Annotated in this window: 15 protein-coding genes; 7 read left to right on the top strand and 8 right to left on the bottom strand. The window is 71.7% G+C overall.

Translation table 11 applies throughout. The features are described from left to right. Nucleotides 1-52 precede the first annotated feature (52 nt). The 3 genes from JSX79_RS02985 to JSX79_RS02975 are packed head-to-tail and all read right to left on the bottom strand — an operon-like array spanning nucleotide 53 to nucleotide 3563. A complete protein-coding gene (locus tag JSX79_RS02985; RefSeq protein ID WP_229085117.1) occupies nucleotides 53-2296 on the bottom strand; it encodes an ATP-binding domain-containing protein in 2244 nt (747 codons plus the stop codon). A gap of 59 nt (nucleotides 2297-2355) precedes the next feature. Beyond that, entirely contained in the window at nucleotides 2356-3192 is an 837-nt protein-coding gene (locus JSX79_RS02980; protein ID WP_070416527.1) for an aldo/keto reductase, read from the bottom strand. After that, nucleotides 3192-3563, bottom strand: a complete 372-nt coding sequence (locus JSX79_RS02975) for an FKBP-type peptidyl-prolyl cis-trans isomerase (RefSeq protein ID WP_092094011.1) — start codon at nucleotides 3561-3563, stop codon at nucleotides 3192-3194. The genes JSX79_RS02980 and JSX79_RS02975 overlap by 1 nt, the downstream gene beginning before the upstream one ends. Before the next feature lie 79 nt (nucleotides 3564-3642). Here JSX79_RS02975 and JSX79_RS02970 point away from each other — a divergent pair, with 79 nt between their 5' ends. Together JSX79_RS02970 and JSX79_RS02965 are read left to right on the top strand one after the other, a co-directional pair. Next, complete coding sequence (locus tag JSX79_RS02970) at nucleotides 3643-4965, top strand: MFS transporter (protein WP_083403314.1); 1323 nt, start codon at nucleotides 3643-3645, stop codon at nucleotides 4963-4965. Nucleotides 4966-5067: 102 nt separating this feature from the next. Continuing rightward, a complete protein-coding gene (locus JSX79_RS02965) occupies nucleotides 5068-6159 on the top strand; it encodes a YihY/virulence factor BrkB family protein (RefSeq protein ID WP_229085116.1) in 1092 nt (363 codons plus the stop codon). A 136-nt stretch (nucleotides 6160-6295) separates the two neighbouring features. Here the strand turns inward: JSX79_RS02965 and JSX79_RS02960 are convergent, their stop codons facing one another. The 3 genes from JSX79_RS02960 to JSX79_RS02950 all read right to left on the bottom strand — a co-directional run bounded on the left by JSX79_RS02960 (nucleotide 6296) and on the right by JSX79_RS02950 (nucleotide 9517). Further along, nucleotides 6296-7768 carry an aspartate ammonia-lyase gene (locus JSX79_RS02960; RefSeq protein WP_070419138.1) on the bottom strand — a complete coding sequence of 491 codons (1473 nt, stop codon included), beginning with the start codon at nucleotides 7766-7768 and terminating at the stop codon, nucleotides 6296-6298. A 196-nt stretch (nucleotides 7769-7964) separates the two neighbouring features. After that, complete coding sequence (locus tag JSX79_RS02955) at nucleotides 7965-8261, bottom strand: hypothetical protein (protein ID WP_070416529.1); 297 nt, start codon at nucleotides 8259-8261, stop codon at nucleotides 7965-7967. Beyond that, nucleotides 8261-9517 (bottom strand): inorganic phosphate transporter, encoded by a 1257-nt coding sequence (locus JSX79_RS02950; protein ID WP_083294992.1) that lies wholly within the window; start codon nucleotides 9515-9517, stop codon nucleotides 8261-8263. The genes JSX79_RS02955 and JSX79_RS02950 overlap by 1 nt, the downstream gene beginning before the upstream one ends. A gap of 116 nt (nucleotides 9518-9633) precedes the next feature. On the opposite strand from JSX79_RS02950, the gene JSX79_RS02945 reads away from it, so the two are divergent. The 3 genes from JSX79_RS02945 (at nucleotide 9634) to JSX79_RS02935 (ending at nucleotide 13523) form a co-directional block, all read left to right on the top strand. Next, a complete protein-coding gene (locus JSX79_RS02945; protein ID WP_071295413.1) occupies nucleotides 9634-11322 on the top strand; it encodes a sodium:proton antiporter in 1689 nt (562 codons plus the stop codon). 61 nt (nucleotides 11323-11383) lie between these two features. Next, nucleotides 11384-12994: an ABC transporter permease gene (locus JSX79_RS02940; protein WP_229085115.1), complete on the top strand. Its 1611-nt coding sequence runs from the start codon at nucleotides 11384-11386 to the stop codon at nucleotides 12992-12994. Nucleotides 12995-13232: 238 nt separating this feature from the next. Next, nucleotides 13233-13523, top strand: coding sequence for a hypothetical protein (locus tag JSX79_RS02935; RefSeq protein WP_071295411.1), 291 nt, complete (start codon nucleotides 13233-13235; stop codon nucleotides 13521-13523). A 25-nt stretch (nucleotides 13524-13548) separates the two neighbouring features. On the opposite strand, the gene JSX79_RS02930 is transcribed toward JSX79_RS02935, so the two are convergent. Continuing rightward, a complete protein-coding gene (locus JSX79_RS02930; protein ID WP_175475779.1) occupies nucleotides 13549-14073 on the bottom strand; it encodes an 8-oxo-dGTP diphosphatase in 525 nt (174 codons plus the stop codon). A gap of 64 nt (nucleotides 14074-14137) precedes the next feature. Between JSX79_RS02930 and JSX79_RS02925 the strand changes: the two genes are divergently transcribed. Together JSX79_RS02925 and JSX79_RS02920 are read left to right on the top strand one after the other, a co-directional pair. Beyond that, on the top strand, nucleotides 14138-14488 hold the full coding sequence (locus tag JSX79_RS02925) for a tryptophan synthase subunit alpha (protein WP_070416534.1): 351 nt from the start codon (nucleotides 14138-14140) through the stop codon (nucleotides 14486-14488). A gap of 34 nt (nucleotides 14489-14522) precedes the next feature. Beyond that, on the top strand, nucleotides 14523-15413 hold the full coding sequence (locus JSX79_RS02920; protein ID WP_071295410.1) for an aminodeoxychorismate lyase: 891 nt from the start codon (nucleotides 14523-14525) through the stop codon (nucleotides 15411-15413). A 72-nt stretch (nucleotides 15414-15485) separates the two neighbouring features. Here the strand turns inward: JSX79_RS02920 and JSX79_RS02915 are convergent, their stop codons facing one another. Further along, on the bottom strand, nucleotides 15486-16685 hold the full coding sequence (locus JSX79_RS02915) for an amidohydrolase (protein WP_229085114.1): 1200 nt from the start codon (nucleotides 16683-16685) through the stop codon (nucleotides 15486-15488). Nucleotides 16686-16688: the final 3 nt, after the last annotated feature.

Raw genomic sequence — 16688 nt, 5'->3', positions numbered from 1 at the left:
CCGCGCTCACGAAGTGACGCGCGCGGCGCTCACGAAGTGACGCGCGCCGCGCTCAGGCGACGTCGATGACGGTCAGGCGGCGCGTCGGGCGCGTCATGGCGACGTACACGGCGGCAGCCGCACGCGCCGCGTCCGCACCGACCCGCTCCGGGTCGACCAGCAGCACGCCGTCGAACTCGAGCCCCTTCGCATCGGCGCCCGTGAGCACCGTGACGGACCCCGGCCGGGGCGACCCGAGCGACCGGACGTCCACCTCGGTCCGGGCCAACCGCTCGCGGACCGCGTCCACGTCCGCCTCGGGCACGATGACGCCGATCGTGCCGGCCCCGATGTGCTCCCGCTCGCTGCCGACGATCGCGGCGACCGTGTCGAGCACCTCGGCCCGGCTGGACGTGACGCGCACCACGGGGTCGCCGTCGCGCACGGCCTCGGTCCGGGTGACCGCGAGGCCGGCGGCGTCCGCGAAGGCCCCGGCGGCCTCGACGATCGAGCGCGGCGTGCGGTAGTTCACGGTGAGTTCCTCGACGCGGTGCTCGATCGGCACCTGGGGCGCGCGGCCCCGACGACGACGGGCGAGGGCGCCGACGACGTCGTCCCACGTGCGGGCGGCCCCGGGCGAGGACCCCTGCGCCATGTCGCCCACGATCGTGAACGAGCGGAGCGGGTTCCGGCGGGCGAGCACCCGCCACTGCATCGGGGAGAGCTCCTGCGCCTCGTCGACGACGATGTGGCCGTAGGTCCACTCGCGGTCCTCGGCGGCGCGCTCGGCGGTGGAGCGGGGGTCGCCGCCCTCGGCGAAGGAGCCGGCGACCTGCTCGGCGGTGACGATGCCCTCGACGCCCATGTTCTCGATGGCCTGGCGGGCGTTCTCGATGTCGCGGTTGCGGCTGGCCTTCGCCGCGCGCTTGGCGGCACCGCCGGTGGGGTCGAACGGGCCGAGGAGCTCGGCGGCCTCGTCGAGGAGCGGGACGTCCTCGACCGTGAACGCGGCTCCCCGCTCCCGCAGCAGCAGGGCCCGGCGCTCCGGGGTCCAGTGGGGGGTGAGCGAGGCGAGCCAGTTCGGCCGGGCGTACAGGTCCTCGAGGAGCTTCTCCGGCGGCAGCGGCAGCCACGCGGTGTTGAGGAGCACGCGGGCGTCGTACGACGACCGGATGTCCTCGCGCAGGACCTTCTCGTCCGCCTCGTCGACGGTGGTCCCGCGCTGGCGGAGCTGCTCGGCGAGCAACCGCGTCATGGCGTCGAGCGCGGTCTTGTTGAACGTGACGCGGGCGGCGTTGTGGGGCTTCCCGCGGTCCTGCGCACGCTTCATGGCGTCGGCGACGAGCTCGGGCGGCACGACGAGCCGCTCCCCCTCGACGTCGAGCGTGACCGACTCGGTCGGGACGACCTGGCGGGACCGCACCGCGCGACGGAGCAGCTGCGCTATCTCGGCCGAGCCCTTCACCGCGGCGACGTCGCGCTGGTCGTGCTTCGTCGCGTGCACGCCCGGGTAGAGCGAGCCGAGCGAGGCCATCACCACGCCGGTCTCGCCGAGCGACGGGAGCACCTGCTCGATGTAGGTCAGGAACGCCGGCGACGGGCCGACCATGAGCACGCCGGAGCCCCGGAGCCGCTCGCGGTACGAGTACAGCAGGTAGGCCGCACGGTGCAGGGCCACGGCGGTCTTGCCCGTGCCGGGGCCGCCCTGGACGATGAGCACGCCCTCGAGCGGGGAGCGGATGATCCGGTCCTGCTCGCCCTGGATCGTCGCGACGATGTCCGTCATCCGGCCGGTGCGCTCGGCGGTGACCGCGGCGAGGAGCGCGCCCTCGCCCTGCAGGTGCGTGCGCTCGTCGTCGTAGAGCGTGGCGTCGAAGACCTCGTCCTCGATGCCGACGACGCTGCGCCCGTCGAGGGTCAGGTGCCGGCGGGCGCGCATGCCCATCGGGTGCGCGGCGGTCGCCTGGTAGAAGGCGCTGGCACCGGGGACGCGCCAGTCGAGCAGGAGCGGTCGGTGGTCGCGGTCCCGCAGGCCCACGCGGCCGATGTAGCGGAACGAGTCCTCGTCGCTGTCCGGCTCGGACACCTCGAGCCGCCCGAAGACCAGGCGGTCGCCGACGCGCTCGAGCGTCGCGATGGTGTCCTCGTAGAGCCGGGCGTACGCGTCGCGTTCACTGCGGCTCTGGTGGTTCCCGCCGACCGCTTGACGACGGGTTTCGGCGAGACGCTGCTCGGCCTCGGCGGTCAGCTCGTCGAGACGGCCGAACAGGCCGTCCACGTAGCCGCGCTCGCGGTCGATCTCGGTCGGTTCTGACACACACAACCCTTCGGGACAGGGGAACCCAGTGTAGTCCCCCCATCCCGAAGTGAGGCTTCCTACATCTCTTCGTGCGTGTCCGGGTCGCCGTCCCAGAGGCGTCCGCGCTCGAGGCCGGAGATCGCCGCGACCTCGGCGTCGGTCAGCTCGAAGCCGAAGACGTCGAGGTTCTCACGCTGCCGGGCCGCGTCGCCGGACTTCGGCACCGGGACGGCACCGATCTGGACGTGCCAGCGGAGCACGACCTGCCCGGGGGTGACCCCGTGCGCGGCGGCGGCGTCGACGATCGGCTGCTCCGTGAGGAGTTCCGACCGCTTCGCCAGGGGGCTCCAGCTCTCGGTCACGATGCCGAGCTCCTGGTGCACCTTCCGCAGTTCGCCCTGCGGGAAGTACGGGTGCAGCTCGACCTGGTTCACGGCCGGGGCGACACCCGTGGCGTCCACGATGCGACGCAGGTGCTCCGGGGTGAAGTTCGAGACGCCGATCGAGCGGACCTTGCCGCTGTCGCGGAGGTCGACGAAGGCCTTCCACGTGTCGACGAACTTGTCCACCGACGGGTTCGGCCAGTGGATCAGGTACAGGTCGACCGAGTCGAGGCCCAGGTTGCCGAGGGTCTCGTCGATCGAGCGGTGCGCCTCGTCGTAGCCGTGGTGGCGGCCGGGGAGCTTCGACGTGACGACGAGGTCCTCGCGCGCCACCTCGGACTCGCGGACGGCCTTGCCGACGGCGTCCTCGTTGCCGTAGTTGAGCGCGGTGTCGAGCAGCCGGTAGCCGCCCGCGATCGCCGTCCCGACGGCCGCGGCGCCCTCGTCGCCGTTCAGCCCGTAGGTGCCGAGGCCGAGCTCCGGGAACCGGTGTCCGTCGTTCAGCTCGATGGTCGGTGCGCCGACCTGCATCAGCGGACCCCGAGCAGGTCGATGACGAAGATCAGGGTCTTGCCGGACAGGAAGTGGCCACCGCCGGCGGGGCCGTAGGCGAGCTCCGGCGGGACGACGAGCTTGCGGCGCCCGCCGACCTTCATGCCGGGGATGCCCTCCTGCCAGCCGCGCACCAGGGCGGCGAGCGGGAAGTCGATCGGCTCGCCGCGGTTCCACGAGCTGTCGAACTCCTCGCCGGTCTCGTACTCGACGCCGGCGTAGTGCACCTTGACGGTCGACCCGGCGGAGGCCACGTCGCCGGAGCCCTCGACGATGTCGGTGATGACGAGCTCGGTGGGGGCGGGGCCCTCGGGGGCGTCGAACTCGGGCTTGCTGTTCAGGTCAGTCATGCCCGCCAGTCAACCAGAGAGCGCGGACACGGCCCCGCACGTCCACGGACGGCGCCGCAGCCCCCAGAATGGTTCCACCGTGACATCATCCACACCGACCGGCGAGCGCCGACGCCGTCTCCTCGCCGACCTCACCCCGCTCCGCCGCTCCCCCGCGTTCGCCCGGCTCTGGCTCGGCACCGCCATCGCCGGCATCGGCACGCAGATGACCACCGTCGCCGTCGGCCTCGAGGTCTACGACATCACCGGTTCGACCTTCGCGGTCGCCCTCGTCGGCGTGATCGCGCTCCTGCCGATGATCGTCGCCGGCCTCTACGGCGGGATGCTCGCCGACGCGTTCGACCGGCGCACCGTCGCACTCGTGTCCGCCGTGATCGCCTGGGCCGCCGTGGCCCTGATCGCCACGCACGCCTGGCTCGGACTGCACAGCGTCGCCCTGCTCTACGTCCTCGCCACGGTCAACGCCGTCGCCGCGACCGTGAGCAACGCGTCCCGCTCCGCGATCGTGCCCCGGCTCGTGGGCACGGACCTGCTGCCGGCGGCGAGCGCCCTCGGCGGCATCGCCTCGGGGTTCCAGGTCACGGTGGGTCCCGCGGTCGCGGGCGTGCTCATCGCGGCCGTCGGCTTCGCCCCGACGTACACGATCGACGTGGTCCTGTTCACGTTCGCGTTCCTCGGGGTGTTCACCCTGCCGCGGATGGCCGCCGACCGGGACGCGCTCCGTCCGGGGCTCAGCTCGCTCGTCGAGGGGGCGCGGTTCCTCCGACGGTCGCGGAACATCACCATGACGTTCGTGCTCGACATCGTCGCGATGACGTTCGGGCAGCCCCGCGTGCTCTTCCCCGCGATCGGTGCGCTCGTGATCGGCGGCGGGTCGATCACCGTCGGCACCCTCACCGCGGCGTACGCGATCGGAGCCCTGCTCTCGAGCGTGTTCTCCGGTCCGCTCGGACACGTCCGCCGCCAGGGCGAGGCGGTCGGCTGGGCGATCACCGCCTACGGTGGCGCGATCGCGGCGTTCGGCGTGGTCATCGCCTGTGCCCACGCGCTCGGCGGCCGCGAGGGCGACGCGTTCAGCACCGGCATCCTGCCCGCGCTCGGCCTCGCGGCACTCTTCCTCGCGGCGGCCGGCGGCGCGGACAACGTCAGCTCGGTGTTCCGGAACACGATCCTGCAGGCCGCCTCCCCGGACGGCATGCGCGGACGCCTGCAGGGCATCTTCATCGTCGTCGTCACCGGTGGACCGCGGCTGGGCGACCTCTACGCGGGGCTCGTGGTCGCCGCCGGCATCGCGTACCCGCCGATCATCGGCGGCGTGCTGATCATCGGCCTGGTCGCGCTGCTCCTCCGCGCGGTGCCGTCCTTCCGCCGGTACGACGCACGGCACCCGCACGCGAACTGACGAGCGGAGCGGCCGCCGGACGCGACCGTCGACCGGACGGGAGGCGCGGTGCGGGCCGCCACCGCGCCTCCTGGCCCGCAGGTGTCGGGTACCGTACAACGCATGCCGGACAGCGCATCGCGCGACCTCCAGCGGACGGGAGTCCGCGCCGTGGTCCGGCGCACCTACCACTCGGTCATCCGGCACCGCGTCGTCGACGCGGCGGCGTCGCTGACGTTCTTCGCGCTGCTCACGGTGTTCCCGACGACGCTGACCGTGGTGTCGGCCCTGTCGATCGTGGACCGGCAGGGCGACAGCCTCGAGGACATCATCGGGATCCTCGGGTTCATCGTCCGCCCCGAGACGGCTGCGCACCTCGAGGGTCCGCTCCGGCAGCTCCTCACCCTGGACAACCCGTGGCTCGGCTTCGCGATCGGCGTCGTGCTGACGCTGTGGTCGCTCTCCGGGTACGCGACGGCGTTCGGCCGGGCGATGAACACCGCCTACGAGGTCGAGGAGGGGCGTCGCATCTGGAAGTTCCGCAGCATGATGCTCCTCGTCACGCTGCTCGTGATGGCCGGCGGTGCGATCGCGATCGTGATCCTGCTCGGCACCCCGACGATCTCCGCCGCGGTCATCCGGTCCTTCGGGTGGGCGCCGTGGATCGACGACCTCTGGAACGTGGTGAAGTGGCCGATCCTCGCCGCCGACCTCGTCGTGATGGTCGCGGTGCTGTACTACGCGACGCCGAACGTGAAGACGCCGCAGCTGCGGTGGGTGTCCGCCGGTGCCGGGTTCGCCATCGTGACGTGGGCACTGGCGACGCTCGGGTTCTCGCTCTACGTCGAGACGATCGGCGGCGGCAACAAGGCGTACGGGTGGCTCGGTGGCGCGATCCTGCTGCTCGTGTACCTGTACATCTCGAACTTCGTCCTCGTGGTGGGCGGTGAGCTCGACTCCGAGGTGATCCGGATGCGCCAGCTCCTCGCCGGGATCGAGGCCGACGAGTCCATCCGGCTGCCGCTGCGGGACGTCACGCGGAACTTCACGCTCGCCCGGTGGCGGGACGCCGACATCGCCGCCGCGCACCACGTCCGGACGATCGCGGCGCAGCGGGCGGCCGAGGACGACGCCGATCCCGCCCAGGCCGAGGCGGCGGAACACCTGCGGGACCTGTCCCGGCAGGTGCGGGTCGGCGAGCCGCCGATGCCGTAGGCACCGGGTGAACGCTGCTCGCACGGTGCGAGCCCGCGATCGCAGTGTGCGAGGTTCCGACCGGTGTGGGAGCGCGATTGCCCCGCACCGTGCGCGGAACCTCGCACACTGCGGAGGCGCGGCGCGGCGCCGCGCGTCAGCGCTCGCGCGCCGCCCGGTCGAGCATCTCCTCGGTGACGACCGGGATCGCCCCCGTCGCCAGCTCGATGCCCGACAGCCGCGCCGGGCTCAGGACGCGCTGGACCTGGTCCTCCTCCATGAGCCCCGCCGCGGTCACGAGCGTCGAGATGGGCGTCGAGGTCGTCAACGCCGTGTGCGCGATCGACGCCGCGGCCGCGTACCCGATGTACGGCGTGAGCGCGGTGACGACGCCGACGTTCGTGTCGACCTGGGCCGCGAGCTTCGCCTCGTTCGCCTCGATCCCGGCCACGCAGTTCACCCGGAGCGTCGCGCACCCGCTCGCCATCCACTGCAGCGACTGCAGGATCGAGTGGGCGATGATCGGCTCGAACGCGTTGAGCTGCAGCTGCCCGCCCTCGGCCGCCATCGTGACCGTGGTGTCCGCCCCCACGACCGCGAACGCGATCTGGTTCACGACCTCGGGGATGACCGGGTTCACCTTGCCCGGCATGATCGAGGACCCCGCCTGCCGGGCCGGGAGCGTGATCTCCCCCAGGCCGGCCTGCGGACCCGAGGCCAGCAGCCGCAGGTCGTTGCAGATCTTCGAGAGCTTCGCCGCGCTCCGCTTCACGGTGCCGGACAGGGTCATGAACGCGCCGGCGTCGCTCGTCGCCTCGATGAGATCCGGGGCCGTCACGATGTCGAGCCCGGACGCGACCTGCAGCTGGCGGCGGACCTCGTCGCGGTACTGGGGGTCGGCCGTGATGCCCGTGCCGATCGCCGTTGCGCCGAGGTTCGTCTCGGCGAGCAGCGGCATGACCGTCTTGAGCAGGAGGACGTCCTCCTGGATGGTGTGCGAGAAGCCGGTGAACTCCTGCCCGAGGGTCATCGGCACCGCGTCCTGCAGCTGCGTGCGTCCGATCTTCAGCACGTCCTGGAAGGCGTGCCCGCGCTCCGCGAACGCGTCGGACAGCGCCTCGAGCTGCGACACGAGCCGCCGCACGCCGAGGATCATCGCGAGCTTGATGCTCGTCGGGTACGTGTCGTTCGTCGACTGGCTGCGGTTGACGTGGTCGATCGGGTGCAGGTACCCGTAGTCGCCCTTCTCGCGGCCGAGGAGCTCGAGGGCGCGGTTCGCGAGCACCTCGTTCGTGTTCATGTTCGTCGAGGTACCGGCACCGCCCTGCACGATGTCGACGACGAACTGGTCCCGGAGCGAGCCGTCGCGGACCTCCTGCGCGGCACGGTCGATGGCGTCGGCACGCTCGGCGTCGAGCACCCCGATCGCCTTGTTCGCCCGGGCGGCCGCCTGCTTGACGGTCGCGAGGGCCTCGATGAGGTCCGGGTAGACCGCGATCGGCACCGAGGTGATGGGGAAGTTCTCGAGGGCGCGGAGGGTGTTGATGCCCCAGTACGCGTCCGCTGGGACGTCACGCGACCCCAGGGAGTCGGTCTCGGTACGGGTCTGTGCTGCTTCGTTGCCGGTCACGCCCACGAGGGTAGCCCGTCCGGCCGGTCGGGGCCGGGCCCAGGCCCGGGCGGGCGCGTCGCGACGTGCGCGGACGTCGCGGGTGGCGCGGTGGACGCGCGCGGTGACGGCCTGGAGGCGCGGTGCGGGTCGGCACCGTGCCTCCAGGCCGTCAGGGGGTCGCGCCCAGGGCGCGCACGCGTCAGCGCGGGATGCGTCAGTGGAACTGCGGGACGATGAGGTAGATGCCGTAGAGGACGGCCGCGCCGGAGACGACGAAGCAGGCGACGGACAGCGTCCGGAACCAGCGCACGGCGGTCGTGACGTTCGACGGGTGCGGGAACCCGACCGTCGCCGGACCGATCGTGCCGTCGTCCTTCACGGTGAACTTGCCGGCGCGGGTGTCGGCGGCGCTCCAGAAGCGGAGGCCGATCGAGTACACGGTGACCACGAAGCACGCGCCGACGAGCGACACGATCGCCACGGTGAGGAACGCGAACCAGTCGATGCTCATCAGCGTCGTCCTCCCTTGCGGCCGGCCATGCGGCGCAGGGTGCGCTCGCGGCTCAGCTCGGCTCGACGCGCGGCGACGGTCTCGGCGCGCTTCTTCCGCTGGAGGTCACGCAGCTCCTTGCGGGTGAACACCGCGTTGGCGGCGACGTCCACCTCGATCGCGGCAGCCTGCTCGTGCGGCTTGCGGAGCGACCACAGGTAGAGCCCGAGGATCACCGCGGCGCCGACGACCGCGTCGATGACGAGGCCCGTGACGCCGAGGCGGGCGATGCCGGACGCGACCGCGCCGACGGCAGCGGCTGCCGGGAGGGTGATGAACCAGGCGATCACGATCTTGCCGGCGGTGGACCACTGGATCTTCGACCCGCGGCGGCCCAGACCGGCGCCGATGATCGAGCCGGAGGACACCTGCGTGGTGGACAGCGCGAAGCCGAGGTGGCTCGAGGCGAGGATCGTCGCCGCGGTCGACGCCTCGGCCGCGAACCCCTGCGTCGCGCGGATCTCGGTGATGCCGGACCCGAGCGTGCGGATGATGCGCCACCCGCCGGTGTACGTGCCGAGGGCGATCGCCAGGGCGCAGGCGATGACGACCCAGAACTGGACGCCCTGCTCGGACGACTGCGCACCCGAGGCGATGAGGGTCAGCGTGATGACGCCCATCGTCTTCTGCGCGTCGTTCGTGCCGTGCGCGAGCGACACCATCGAGCTCGTGAAGACCTGGCCGATGCGGAAGCCGCCGCGCTCGTTCGGGAAGACCGGGCGCCGGGTGATCCGGTACGCGATCCGCGTGGACAGGAACGAGACCAGCGCGGCGATCACCGGCGAGAGGAACGCGGGGATGATCACCACCGTCAGCAGGGCCGCGTAGTTGACGGCGTTGAACCCCGCACCGACGATCGCGGCACCGATGAGCCCGCCGAACAGCGCGTGCGAGGACGACGACGGCAGGCCGCGCAGCCACGTGATCATGTTCCAGACGACCGCCCCGATGAGCCCGGCGAAGATCATCTCCGGGCTGATCGCCACGCCTCCGGGCCCCTCGTTGATGAGGCCGTGCGAGATCGACGTCGCCACCGCGGTGCTGAGGAACGCACCGACGAGGTTGAGCACCGCGGCGACCGTGACGGCCACCTTGGGCTTCATCGCACCGGTGGCGATCGGGGTCGCCATCGCGTTGGCGGTGTCGTGAAAACCGTTTGTGAAGTCGAAGAAGAGGGCCAACGCGATGACCAGGACGACTATGAGTGTGATGTCCACCGCGGGCAAGTGTCCCAGGCTGGACGCCGCCTGGCAAACCCTGTCGGACACCTGCTGTTCATGTCGCCTTCGGACTCGTTCAGATCCGGAACCATTCCGATGGGAGAATGGACGGCATGGACACCGTCGAGCTCCTCATCCTGTTGGTCGGATCGCTCGCGGTGACGGGGTTCGCTCGGGCCAAGGGACTGCCGGCGCCACTGCTCGTGACGGCCGTCGCCCTGGCCGCGTCGTTCCTGCCCGGCCTCCCGCCGATCGAGATCGACTCCGAGGTCATCCTGACGATCATCCTGCCGCCGCTGCTCTACTCGGCGGCGCTCGACGTGTCGTGGCAGAGCTTCCGGCAGTCGATCAAGCAGATCCGTCGACTCGGCATCTTCCTCGTGATCATCACGGCACTGGCCGTCGGCCTCGCGGCGTACATCATCATCCCCGACATGGACTGGCCCGCGGCGATCCTGCTCGGCGCGATCGTCGCCCCGCCGGACGCGGTGTCGGCCGCCGCGATCGGCCGGAAGCTCGGGCTCCCCCGCCGCGTGATGACGGTGCTGTCCGGCGAGAGCCTCATCAACGACGCCGCGTCCCTGACGCTCGTGCGCGTGTTCACCCTGATCGCGGCGGGCACCTCGCTCACGATCTGGCAGGACCTCGGGATCTTCGGCCTCGCGATCGGCGTCGGACTGGCGGTCGGCATCGTCCTCGGCGTCGCGGTGCACTGGATCCGGATGCGGATCAACGACCCGGTGGTCGAGACGATCATGAGCATCCTGCTGCCGTTCGTCGCGTACATCCTCGCCGAGGACCTCTCCGGCTCCGGGGTGATCGCGGTGGTGACCGCCGGCCTCTACATCGGCTACAACTCGCCGAAGGAGGGCTACGCGACCCGGCTGCAGGAGCGCCCGCTCTGGACGAGCATCGACGTCATCCTCGAGGGGTTCGTCTTCGCCCTCATCGGCCTCCAGCTCAACACCGTCGTGCAGGACCTCGTCGAGAGCGAGCGCAGCCTCGGGCAGACCCTGACCGCCGCGGCCGTGGTGCTCGTGGTGGTGATCCTCGTGCGGCCGCTCTTCGTGTTCGAGTCCTACGTGCGCAACCGCTTCAACGGCAGGTGGTTCCGACCCCTGCGCATCCGGCTCTCCCGCGGCCATCCGTCCCTGCGGTGGATGCGCGGCTCGGCGGAACCGAAGCTCAACTGGCGCGAGCTCACCGTCATCTCGTGGACGGGCATGCGGGGCGTGGTGACCCTCGCCGCCGCCGTGTCGGTCGTGGCGAACCCGGTCGACATCAAGGCCCAGGACACCATCTTCATCATCGCGTTCATCGTGACGGTGGGGACCCTCCTGCTCCAGGGACTCACCCTGCCGTTCGTGATCCGGTCGCTCAAGGTGCAGGACCCGGCCGAGGGCGAGGAGGACGTCCGCAGCGAGATGCGCCTCAACCAGCGCACGACCGAGGCCGCGATCGAGCTGCTCGAGAAGCGACGTCCGGACTGGTCGAAGCAGTACGGCGACGAGGCCGTCGACGCCGTGGTGAACCGGCTCAAGGCCCGGCTCGAGCGCCAGGCGGAGACGTTCCGCCGCGACGCCGAGGAAGAGGAGGACGAGGAGCGCAACGCCCCGGTCCGCCTGCGGGGTGCGCAGATCCAGGACATCCGGCGGGAACTGCTCGACCGTCGCCGCGAGATCGTGCTCGAGGAACGCGAGAAGGGCAACCTCGACGAGGAGGTCATGCGCCGCGTGCTCGTGACCCTCGACGCCGAGGAACTCGCGATGGACTCGGCGCAGGCGTCGCGCAGCCGGTCCTGACCGCGACCAGGATCCCGGGCGTATCCTGGCGGCCCGACCCAGAACAGGAGCGCATCGCCGAGTGAGCACGCCGCGGAACGACGTCCCCAGGAACAACGACCTCCCGGATCGTGACGGGGGGCCGCGGCAGTCATCCGCTCCCAAGCAGCGCACGACACGTCCGTCCACCCGCGGTGGTTCGAAGCCCCGACGCGGTGCCCCGGTCGCCGGCACCCGGCCGACCCGCAGCGGCTCCGGTGGTTCCGGTCGCGTCCGGCAGGCACCCGTCCCGGAGCCGCAGCGCATCAGCGGCTACCGGCGTTGGTTCGGGACGCTGCACCCGTCGCTCCAGTTGATCGGCCTCCAGCTCTGGATGCCGCTGTTCTTCATCGTCGGCTTCTGCCTCTGCTACGTCTTCGCGTTCCACGCCCCGCACCCGCACGACGTCCCCGTGGCACTCGTCGGCAGCGACCCGACCCTGGTGGCCGCGATGCAGAAGGCGCTGCCGGGCGAGTACCTCTTCCACACCTACGACTCCCTCGCGCAGGCCAAGCGCGACGTGCTCGCCGGCACCATGGCCGTGGCGTACGACCCCTCGACGAACGAGGTCTTCAAGGCCACCGCGCACCAGTTCCAGGTCGCCTCGCTCGTCCCCGTGACGCTGACAACCGTCCTGACCGGCATCGGGGTCGCCGCCCCCACCGTGACCGAACTGGCTCCGCTGCCCGCCTGGGACGAGTACGGCACCGTCGCCATGTACGTCATGCTCGCCTGGTGCATCGGCGGCTACATGGTCGCGATGTTCATCGGCATCATGGGCGGCCCGCTCCGGCACCGCACCCGCATGGCCGTCATCGTCGTCGGTGGCCTGGTCATCTCCCTCATCACGAACACCCTCGCCGGGCCCGTGGTCGGCGCCATCCACGGGCACTGGATCGAACTCGTCCTCATCGCCTGGGGCTGGATCGTCGCGATCGGCCTCGCCGTCAACGGCCTGAGCTACTTCGTCGGCCGGTTCATCGCCGCGCCGGCCATGATCTGCTTCGTCTTCCTGTCGATGCCGTCGTCCGGCGGCGCCTACCCGAAGTGGTTCATGCCGGAGCCGTTCGCGTGGCTCAACAACGTCGTCGTCGGTTCGAGCATGGTCGACATGATCAAGCACCAGATCTACGGCGTCGGCCCGTCGTACTCGCGCGGCCTCATCACGATGGCCTGCTACGCCGGCGCCGGACTCGTCCTCATGTACTTCGGCAAGCAGTGGTGGGAGCGCCGACGCATCCGTGCCATCGTCACCGGCCGCACGACGATGTTCCAGGACGCCCAGACCGCGAACCGCGAGTTCCTCGGCAAGCAGCGCGACGCCGAGCTCGAGCGCCACGGGCTCACCTCGACCGAGACCGGCACGCTGAGCGTCCTCCACGACGACGACTGGGAGGACGAACGCGTCGGCGGCGACGTCTTCATGGGCGGTCGCGACGGCCTCGAGACCGAGACGACGCCGACGGGTCGCATCCCCGTCGTCCGCGGGGACCGCACCGGTCCGGTGCAGCGTCCAGGAGGCGCGGCGACCGGCCCCCGCACCCGTCCCGTCCCACGGGCGGACGGGTCCAGGGCGCCGGGTCGCGCCGACGCCACGGGTCGCCCCGCCGACGGCGCCGGTGAGCGTCCGCACGGTCGGCACGCGGACCGCTGAGCCCCGGGCTGCGCGCCGCGCGCGCGTCGCTCGTGCGTGTGCGGCGCCCGTGCGTGTGCGTGTTCCGACATCGCACGCGTCGATCCACGGGCACGATGTCGAACGGTGCACACGCATCCGATGCACGTGCACACTTCGACACCGTGCCAGTCGATCGACGCGCGCAGTGTGGCACGGTGCACGCGCATCGACACGACCGACGCCCGGACCGCGTCCGCACGGCGCGTATCCTGGGGGCATGAACCCGCGCATCGCCTGGCACCGCGTCCTCGTCACCGTCGTCGTCGTGTTCCTCGTGCTGACGGTCGGGTTCTACGCGGCGAGTGTGCTGCTCGCCCCCGCCGACGGCCGCAACGTCGCCGGGCTGTTCGTCGGCTGGGCGATGTTCGCGATGATCGGCGCGATCGTGTTCGGCATCATCGACTTCTTCGTGCGCCCGCTCGGCGGACGGAGCGGTGACGCCGAGGTCATCGCCGCGGCCGAGGAAGCCCGCACCGGCAGCACCCGCACGCAGACCCCCACCCGGTAGGACGACGCGCTGGGACGGCGACGGGTCAGGGTCCGGACGGCGCTGCCACCCCGGTGCCGGTGTAGCCCGACACCGTGGCATCGTCCTCGGCGAACGTGAACCGCGCCCGCACCGATCCCCCGCCGAGCACGCCCGGCAGCCAGTACTTCGCGTCGTCCCACATCGCATCGAACGGCACGGCGTCGACCGGGATCCAGCGGGGTTCGAGTTCGTCGCTGCCCGACGGGCTGCCCTGCCAGCGGCGGCAGACGAAGACGTCCGAGACCTGGGACCAGGACGGGCGGTACGGGAACCGGTAGTCCAACGTGCCCCGCGCCTCCAGGTCCGCCGCGTCGATCCGCAGGCCGACCTCTTCAGCGACCTCGCGCACCGCCGTCTCGACGGCGGACTCCCCGGGCTCCCGCTTGCCGCCGGGTCCGACGAGCCGGCCGGTCCCGAGGCCGCGTCGCTTCTCCCCGAGGAGCACCTCGGGGCCCTGCTCGCCGTCGCGCACGAGGTAGACGACGACCACGGCGGGGTGCTGGGACTTGCTCGGGTCGCGTGGGGTCACGCGTCCAGTCTGGCCGAAGTTCTGGCGTAGGCTTTTTCCATGGCGGGCACGCTGCGGGGGCACCATGGCTGAGCCGGGCAGGACCGGGCGCAGCCTCGAAGTGCTGCGCGCCGAGGCAGCCGAGGAGATCTCGATGATCGTCGAGCACCGCAGCCGCCAGGGCGAGGACCCGTGGGAGTTCATGCCGACGCTCCCCACCGTGGACGAGCAGGTCGTGCTCATCCTCCGCGCCGACGCCGTCGAGCTGGACGCCGCGATCGGGCAGCGGAGCGCGCAGTGGTCGATGCACCCCGCCTCCGGGCAGGGCACCCGCCTCGGCGAGGAGTACCACCGGCTCCGCCGCATCGCGCTGCAGCACCCCGAGCTGACGCCGGCGGTGTGGAAGCTCATGGGCGCGCTCCCCGAAGCCGGCTAGGTCGTTCCCGGCCGGGCTGCGGTTGGATGGCCCCATGACCGAAACCGTGCTCGCCGTCCTGAACCAGCCCTCCCGCGACCGCGCGCCGCACGACCCCGCGGCGGACGCGTTCACGTGGGCGAAGCCCCTCGAGGAGCACGTGCAGGTGCAGGACCTCGGCATCATCCGCGGCGACGGGGTCTTCGAGACCGTCACCGTGATCGACGGGCACCCGCAGGCGCTCGAGGCACACCTGGCGCGCTTCGGCCGCTCGGCCGCGATGCTCGACCTGCCCGCACCCGACACCGACGCCTGGCGCCGGGCGATCGAGGCGGTGTGCGCCCGGCTCGATCCGGTCCGCGAGGCCTTCGTCAAGACCGTCCTCACCCGCGGCGTCGAGGGCTCGGACCGCCCGACGGGGTGGGTCTACGCGGCACCGTCCGGCGACTCGACCGCCGCACGCACCGAGGGCATCTCCGTCGTCACGCTCGACCGCGGCTACCGGCACGACGTCGAGCGGACGTCTCCGTGGCTGCTGCAGGGCGCGAAGACGCTGTCGTACGCGGTGAACATGGCAGCGCTCCGCGAGGCCGGCCGACGCGGAGCGGACGACGCCGTGTTCGTCTCCACGGACGGCTACGTGCTCGAGGGCACGCGCGCGAACCTCGTGCTGTCCGTCGGCGGGCGGCTCGTGACGCCGCGCACCGACATCGGGATCCTCGCCGGGACGACGCAGGCGGACGTGTTCCGCTTCGCCGAGGAAGCGGGCATCGAGACCGCCTACGAGCTCCTCACGCTGGACGACTTCCACGCGGCGGACGCGGCCTGGCTCGTCTCGAGCGTGCGCCAGGCGGCGCCGATCCGGTCGGTGAACGGTGTCGCGCGGGCGATCGACGCGGAACTCACGACGCGGATCAACGACTTCCTGCTGGCGCGCGAGGTCTGAGACCCGCCTGCGGGCGGCGGACGGGAGGCGCGGTGCGGGCCCGCACCGTGCCTCCCGTCCGGAACCTGGTCGCTACCAGCGCGGCGTGGTGACGCCCGTGCCGTCGGCCCACTCGAAGACGGACTCGCCCTCGATCCAGACGCGCGTCGCGCGGCTGGTCGCGTCGAGCGGGTCGCCGTCCCACAGGACGAGGTCGGCGTCGTAGCCCTCGGCGAGGCGGCCGACGCGGTCCCCGAACCCGAGGAAGTCGGCGGGGTTCGTCGTGAGCGCCTCGAGCGCGGTCTGGCGGGGCAGCCCCTCCTTCACCGCCGCGGCGGCCTGGTCGACGAGCATGCCGATCGGGACGACCGGGGCGTCGGTCGTGATCGCTACACGGACCCCGGCCGCCGCGATCGCCGCGAGGTTCGGGATACCGCGGTCACGGAGCTCGACCTTCGAGCGGCTCGTGAAGAGCGGGCCGTAGATGACGGGGATGTCCTTCTCGGCGAGGACGTGCGCTATCTTGTGCGCCTCGGTGCCGTGGTTCACGACCAGGCGGTACCCGAACTCCTCGGCCAGCCGGATCGCGGTGGCGATGTCGTCGTGGCGGTGCGTGTGCTGGTCCCACGCGAGCTCGCCGTCGAGGACGCGGACGAGTGCCTCCTTCGTGAGGTCGCGGGCGAACGGCTCGCCCTTCGCGGCGGCGGCGTCGCGGGCGGCACGGTAGTTCTGGGCCTCGACGAAGGCGTCGCGGATGATCTTCGCGACGCCGAGACGGGTGGACGGGGTCTGCCCCTTGCCGCCGTACACGCGCTTCGGGTTCTCGCCCAGCGCGCTCTTGATGCTCACCGCGTCGGAGATGAGCTGCTCGTCGATCGTGCGGCCGCCCCAGGTCTTGATCGCGACGGTCTGGCCGCCGATCGGGTTGCCGGACCCGGGCTTGACGACGATCGAGGTGATGCCGCCGGCGAGGGCGTCGCGGAAGCCCTCGTCGTCGATGTCGATCGCGTCGATCGCGCGCACCCCGGCCATGTTCGGGCCCGTCATCTCGTTCGTGTCGTTGCCCGCCTCGCCGTTCGCCTCCTCGTGGATGCCGACGTGCCCGTGCGACTCGACGAAGCCCGGGACGAGCCACGCACCCGCGGCGTCGACGACCGGCAGCCCGGCCGGGGGCGAGACGTCCGGGCCGATCGCGGTGATGCGACCGTCCTCGACCACGACGGCGCCGCCGTCGAACTCGGGGGCGGTGACGGGGACCACGTGTGCGTTCGTCACGACGAAGGAGTTGCTCATGCC

Source organism: Curtobacterium sp. GD1 (assembly GCF_020882855.1).
GTDB lineage: Bacteria > Actinomycetota > Actinomycetes > Actinomycetales > Microbacteriaceae > Curtobacterium.
Note: the sequence above shows the minus strand (reverse complement) of the source record. Positions and strands in the feature narration are given on the sequence as shown.

What these genes read in the sequence shown, in the direction of transcription:
- JSX79_RS02955 (WP_070416529.1), bottom strand. Translation starts at nt 8,261, where the DNA reads ATGAGCATCGACTGGTTCGCGTTCCTCACCGTGGCGATCGTGTCGCTC.
- JSX79_RS02980 (WP_070416527.1), bottom strand. Translation starts at nt 3,192, where the DNA reads ATGCAGGTCGGCGCACCGACCATCGAGCTGAACGACGGACACCGGTTC.
- JSX79_RS02915 (WP_229085114.1), bottom strand. Translation starts at nt 16,685, where the DNA reads ATGAGCAACTCCTTCGTCGTGACGAACGCACACGTGGTCCCCGTCACC.
- JSX79_RS02925 (WP_070416534.1), top strand. Translation starts at nt 14,138, where the DNA reads ATGGCTGAGCCGGGCAGGACCGGGCGCAGCCTCGAAGTGCTGCGCGCC.
- JSX79_RS02920 (WP_071295410.1), top strand. Translation starts at nt 14,523, where the DNA reads ATGACCGAAACCGTGCTCGCCGTCCTGAACCAGCCCTCCCGCGACCGC.
- JSX79_RS02935 (WP_071295411.1), top strand. Translation starts at nt 13,233, where the DNA reads ATGAACCCGCGCATCGCCTGGCACCGCGTCCTCGTCACCGTCGTCGTC.
- JSX79_RS02965 (WP_229085116.1), top strand. Translation starts at nt 5,068, where the DNA reads ATGCCGGACAGCGCATCGCGCGACCTCCAGCGGACGGGAGTCCGCGCC.
- JSX79_RS02945 (WP_071295413.1), top strand. Translation starts at nt 9,634, where the DNA reads ATGGACACCGTCGAGCTCCTCATCCTGTTGGTCGGATCGCTCGCGGTG.
- JSX79_RS02975 (WP_092094011.1), bottom strand. Translation starts at nt 3,563, where the DNA reads ATGACTGACCTGAACAGCAAGCCCGAGTTCGACGCCCCCGAGGGCCCC.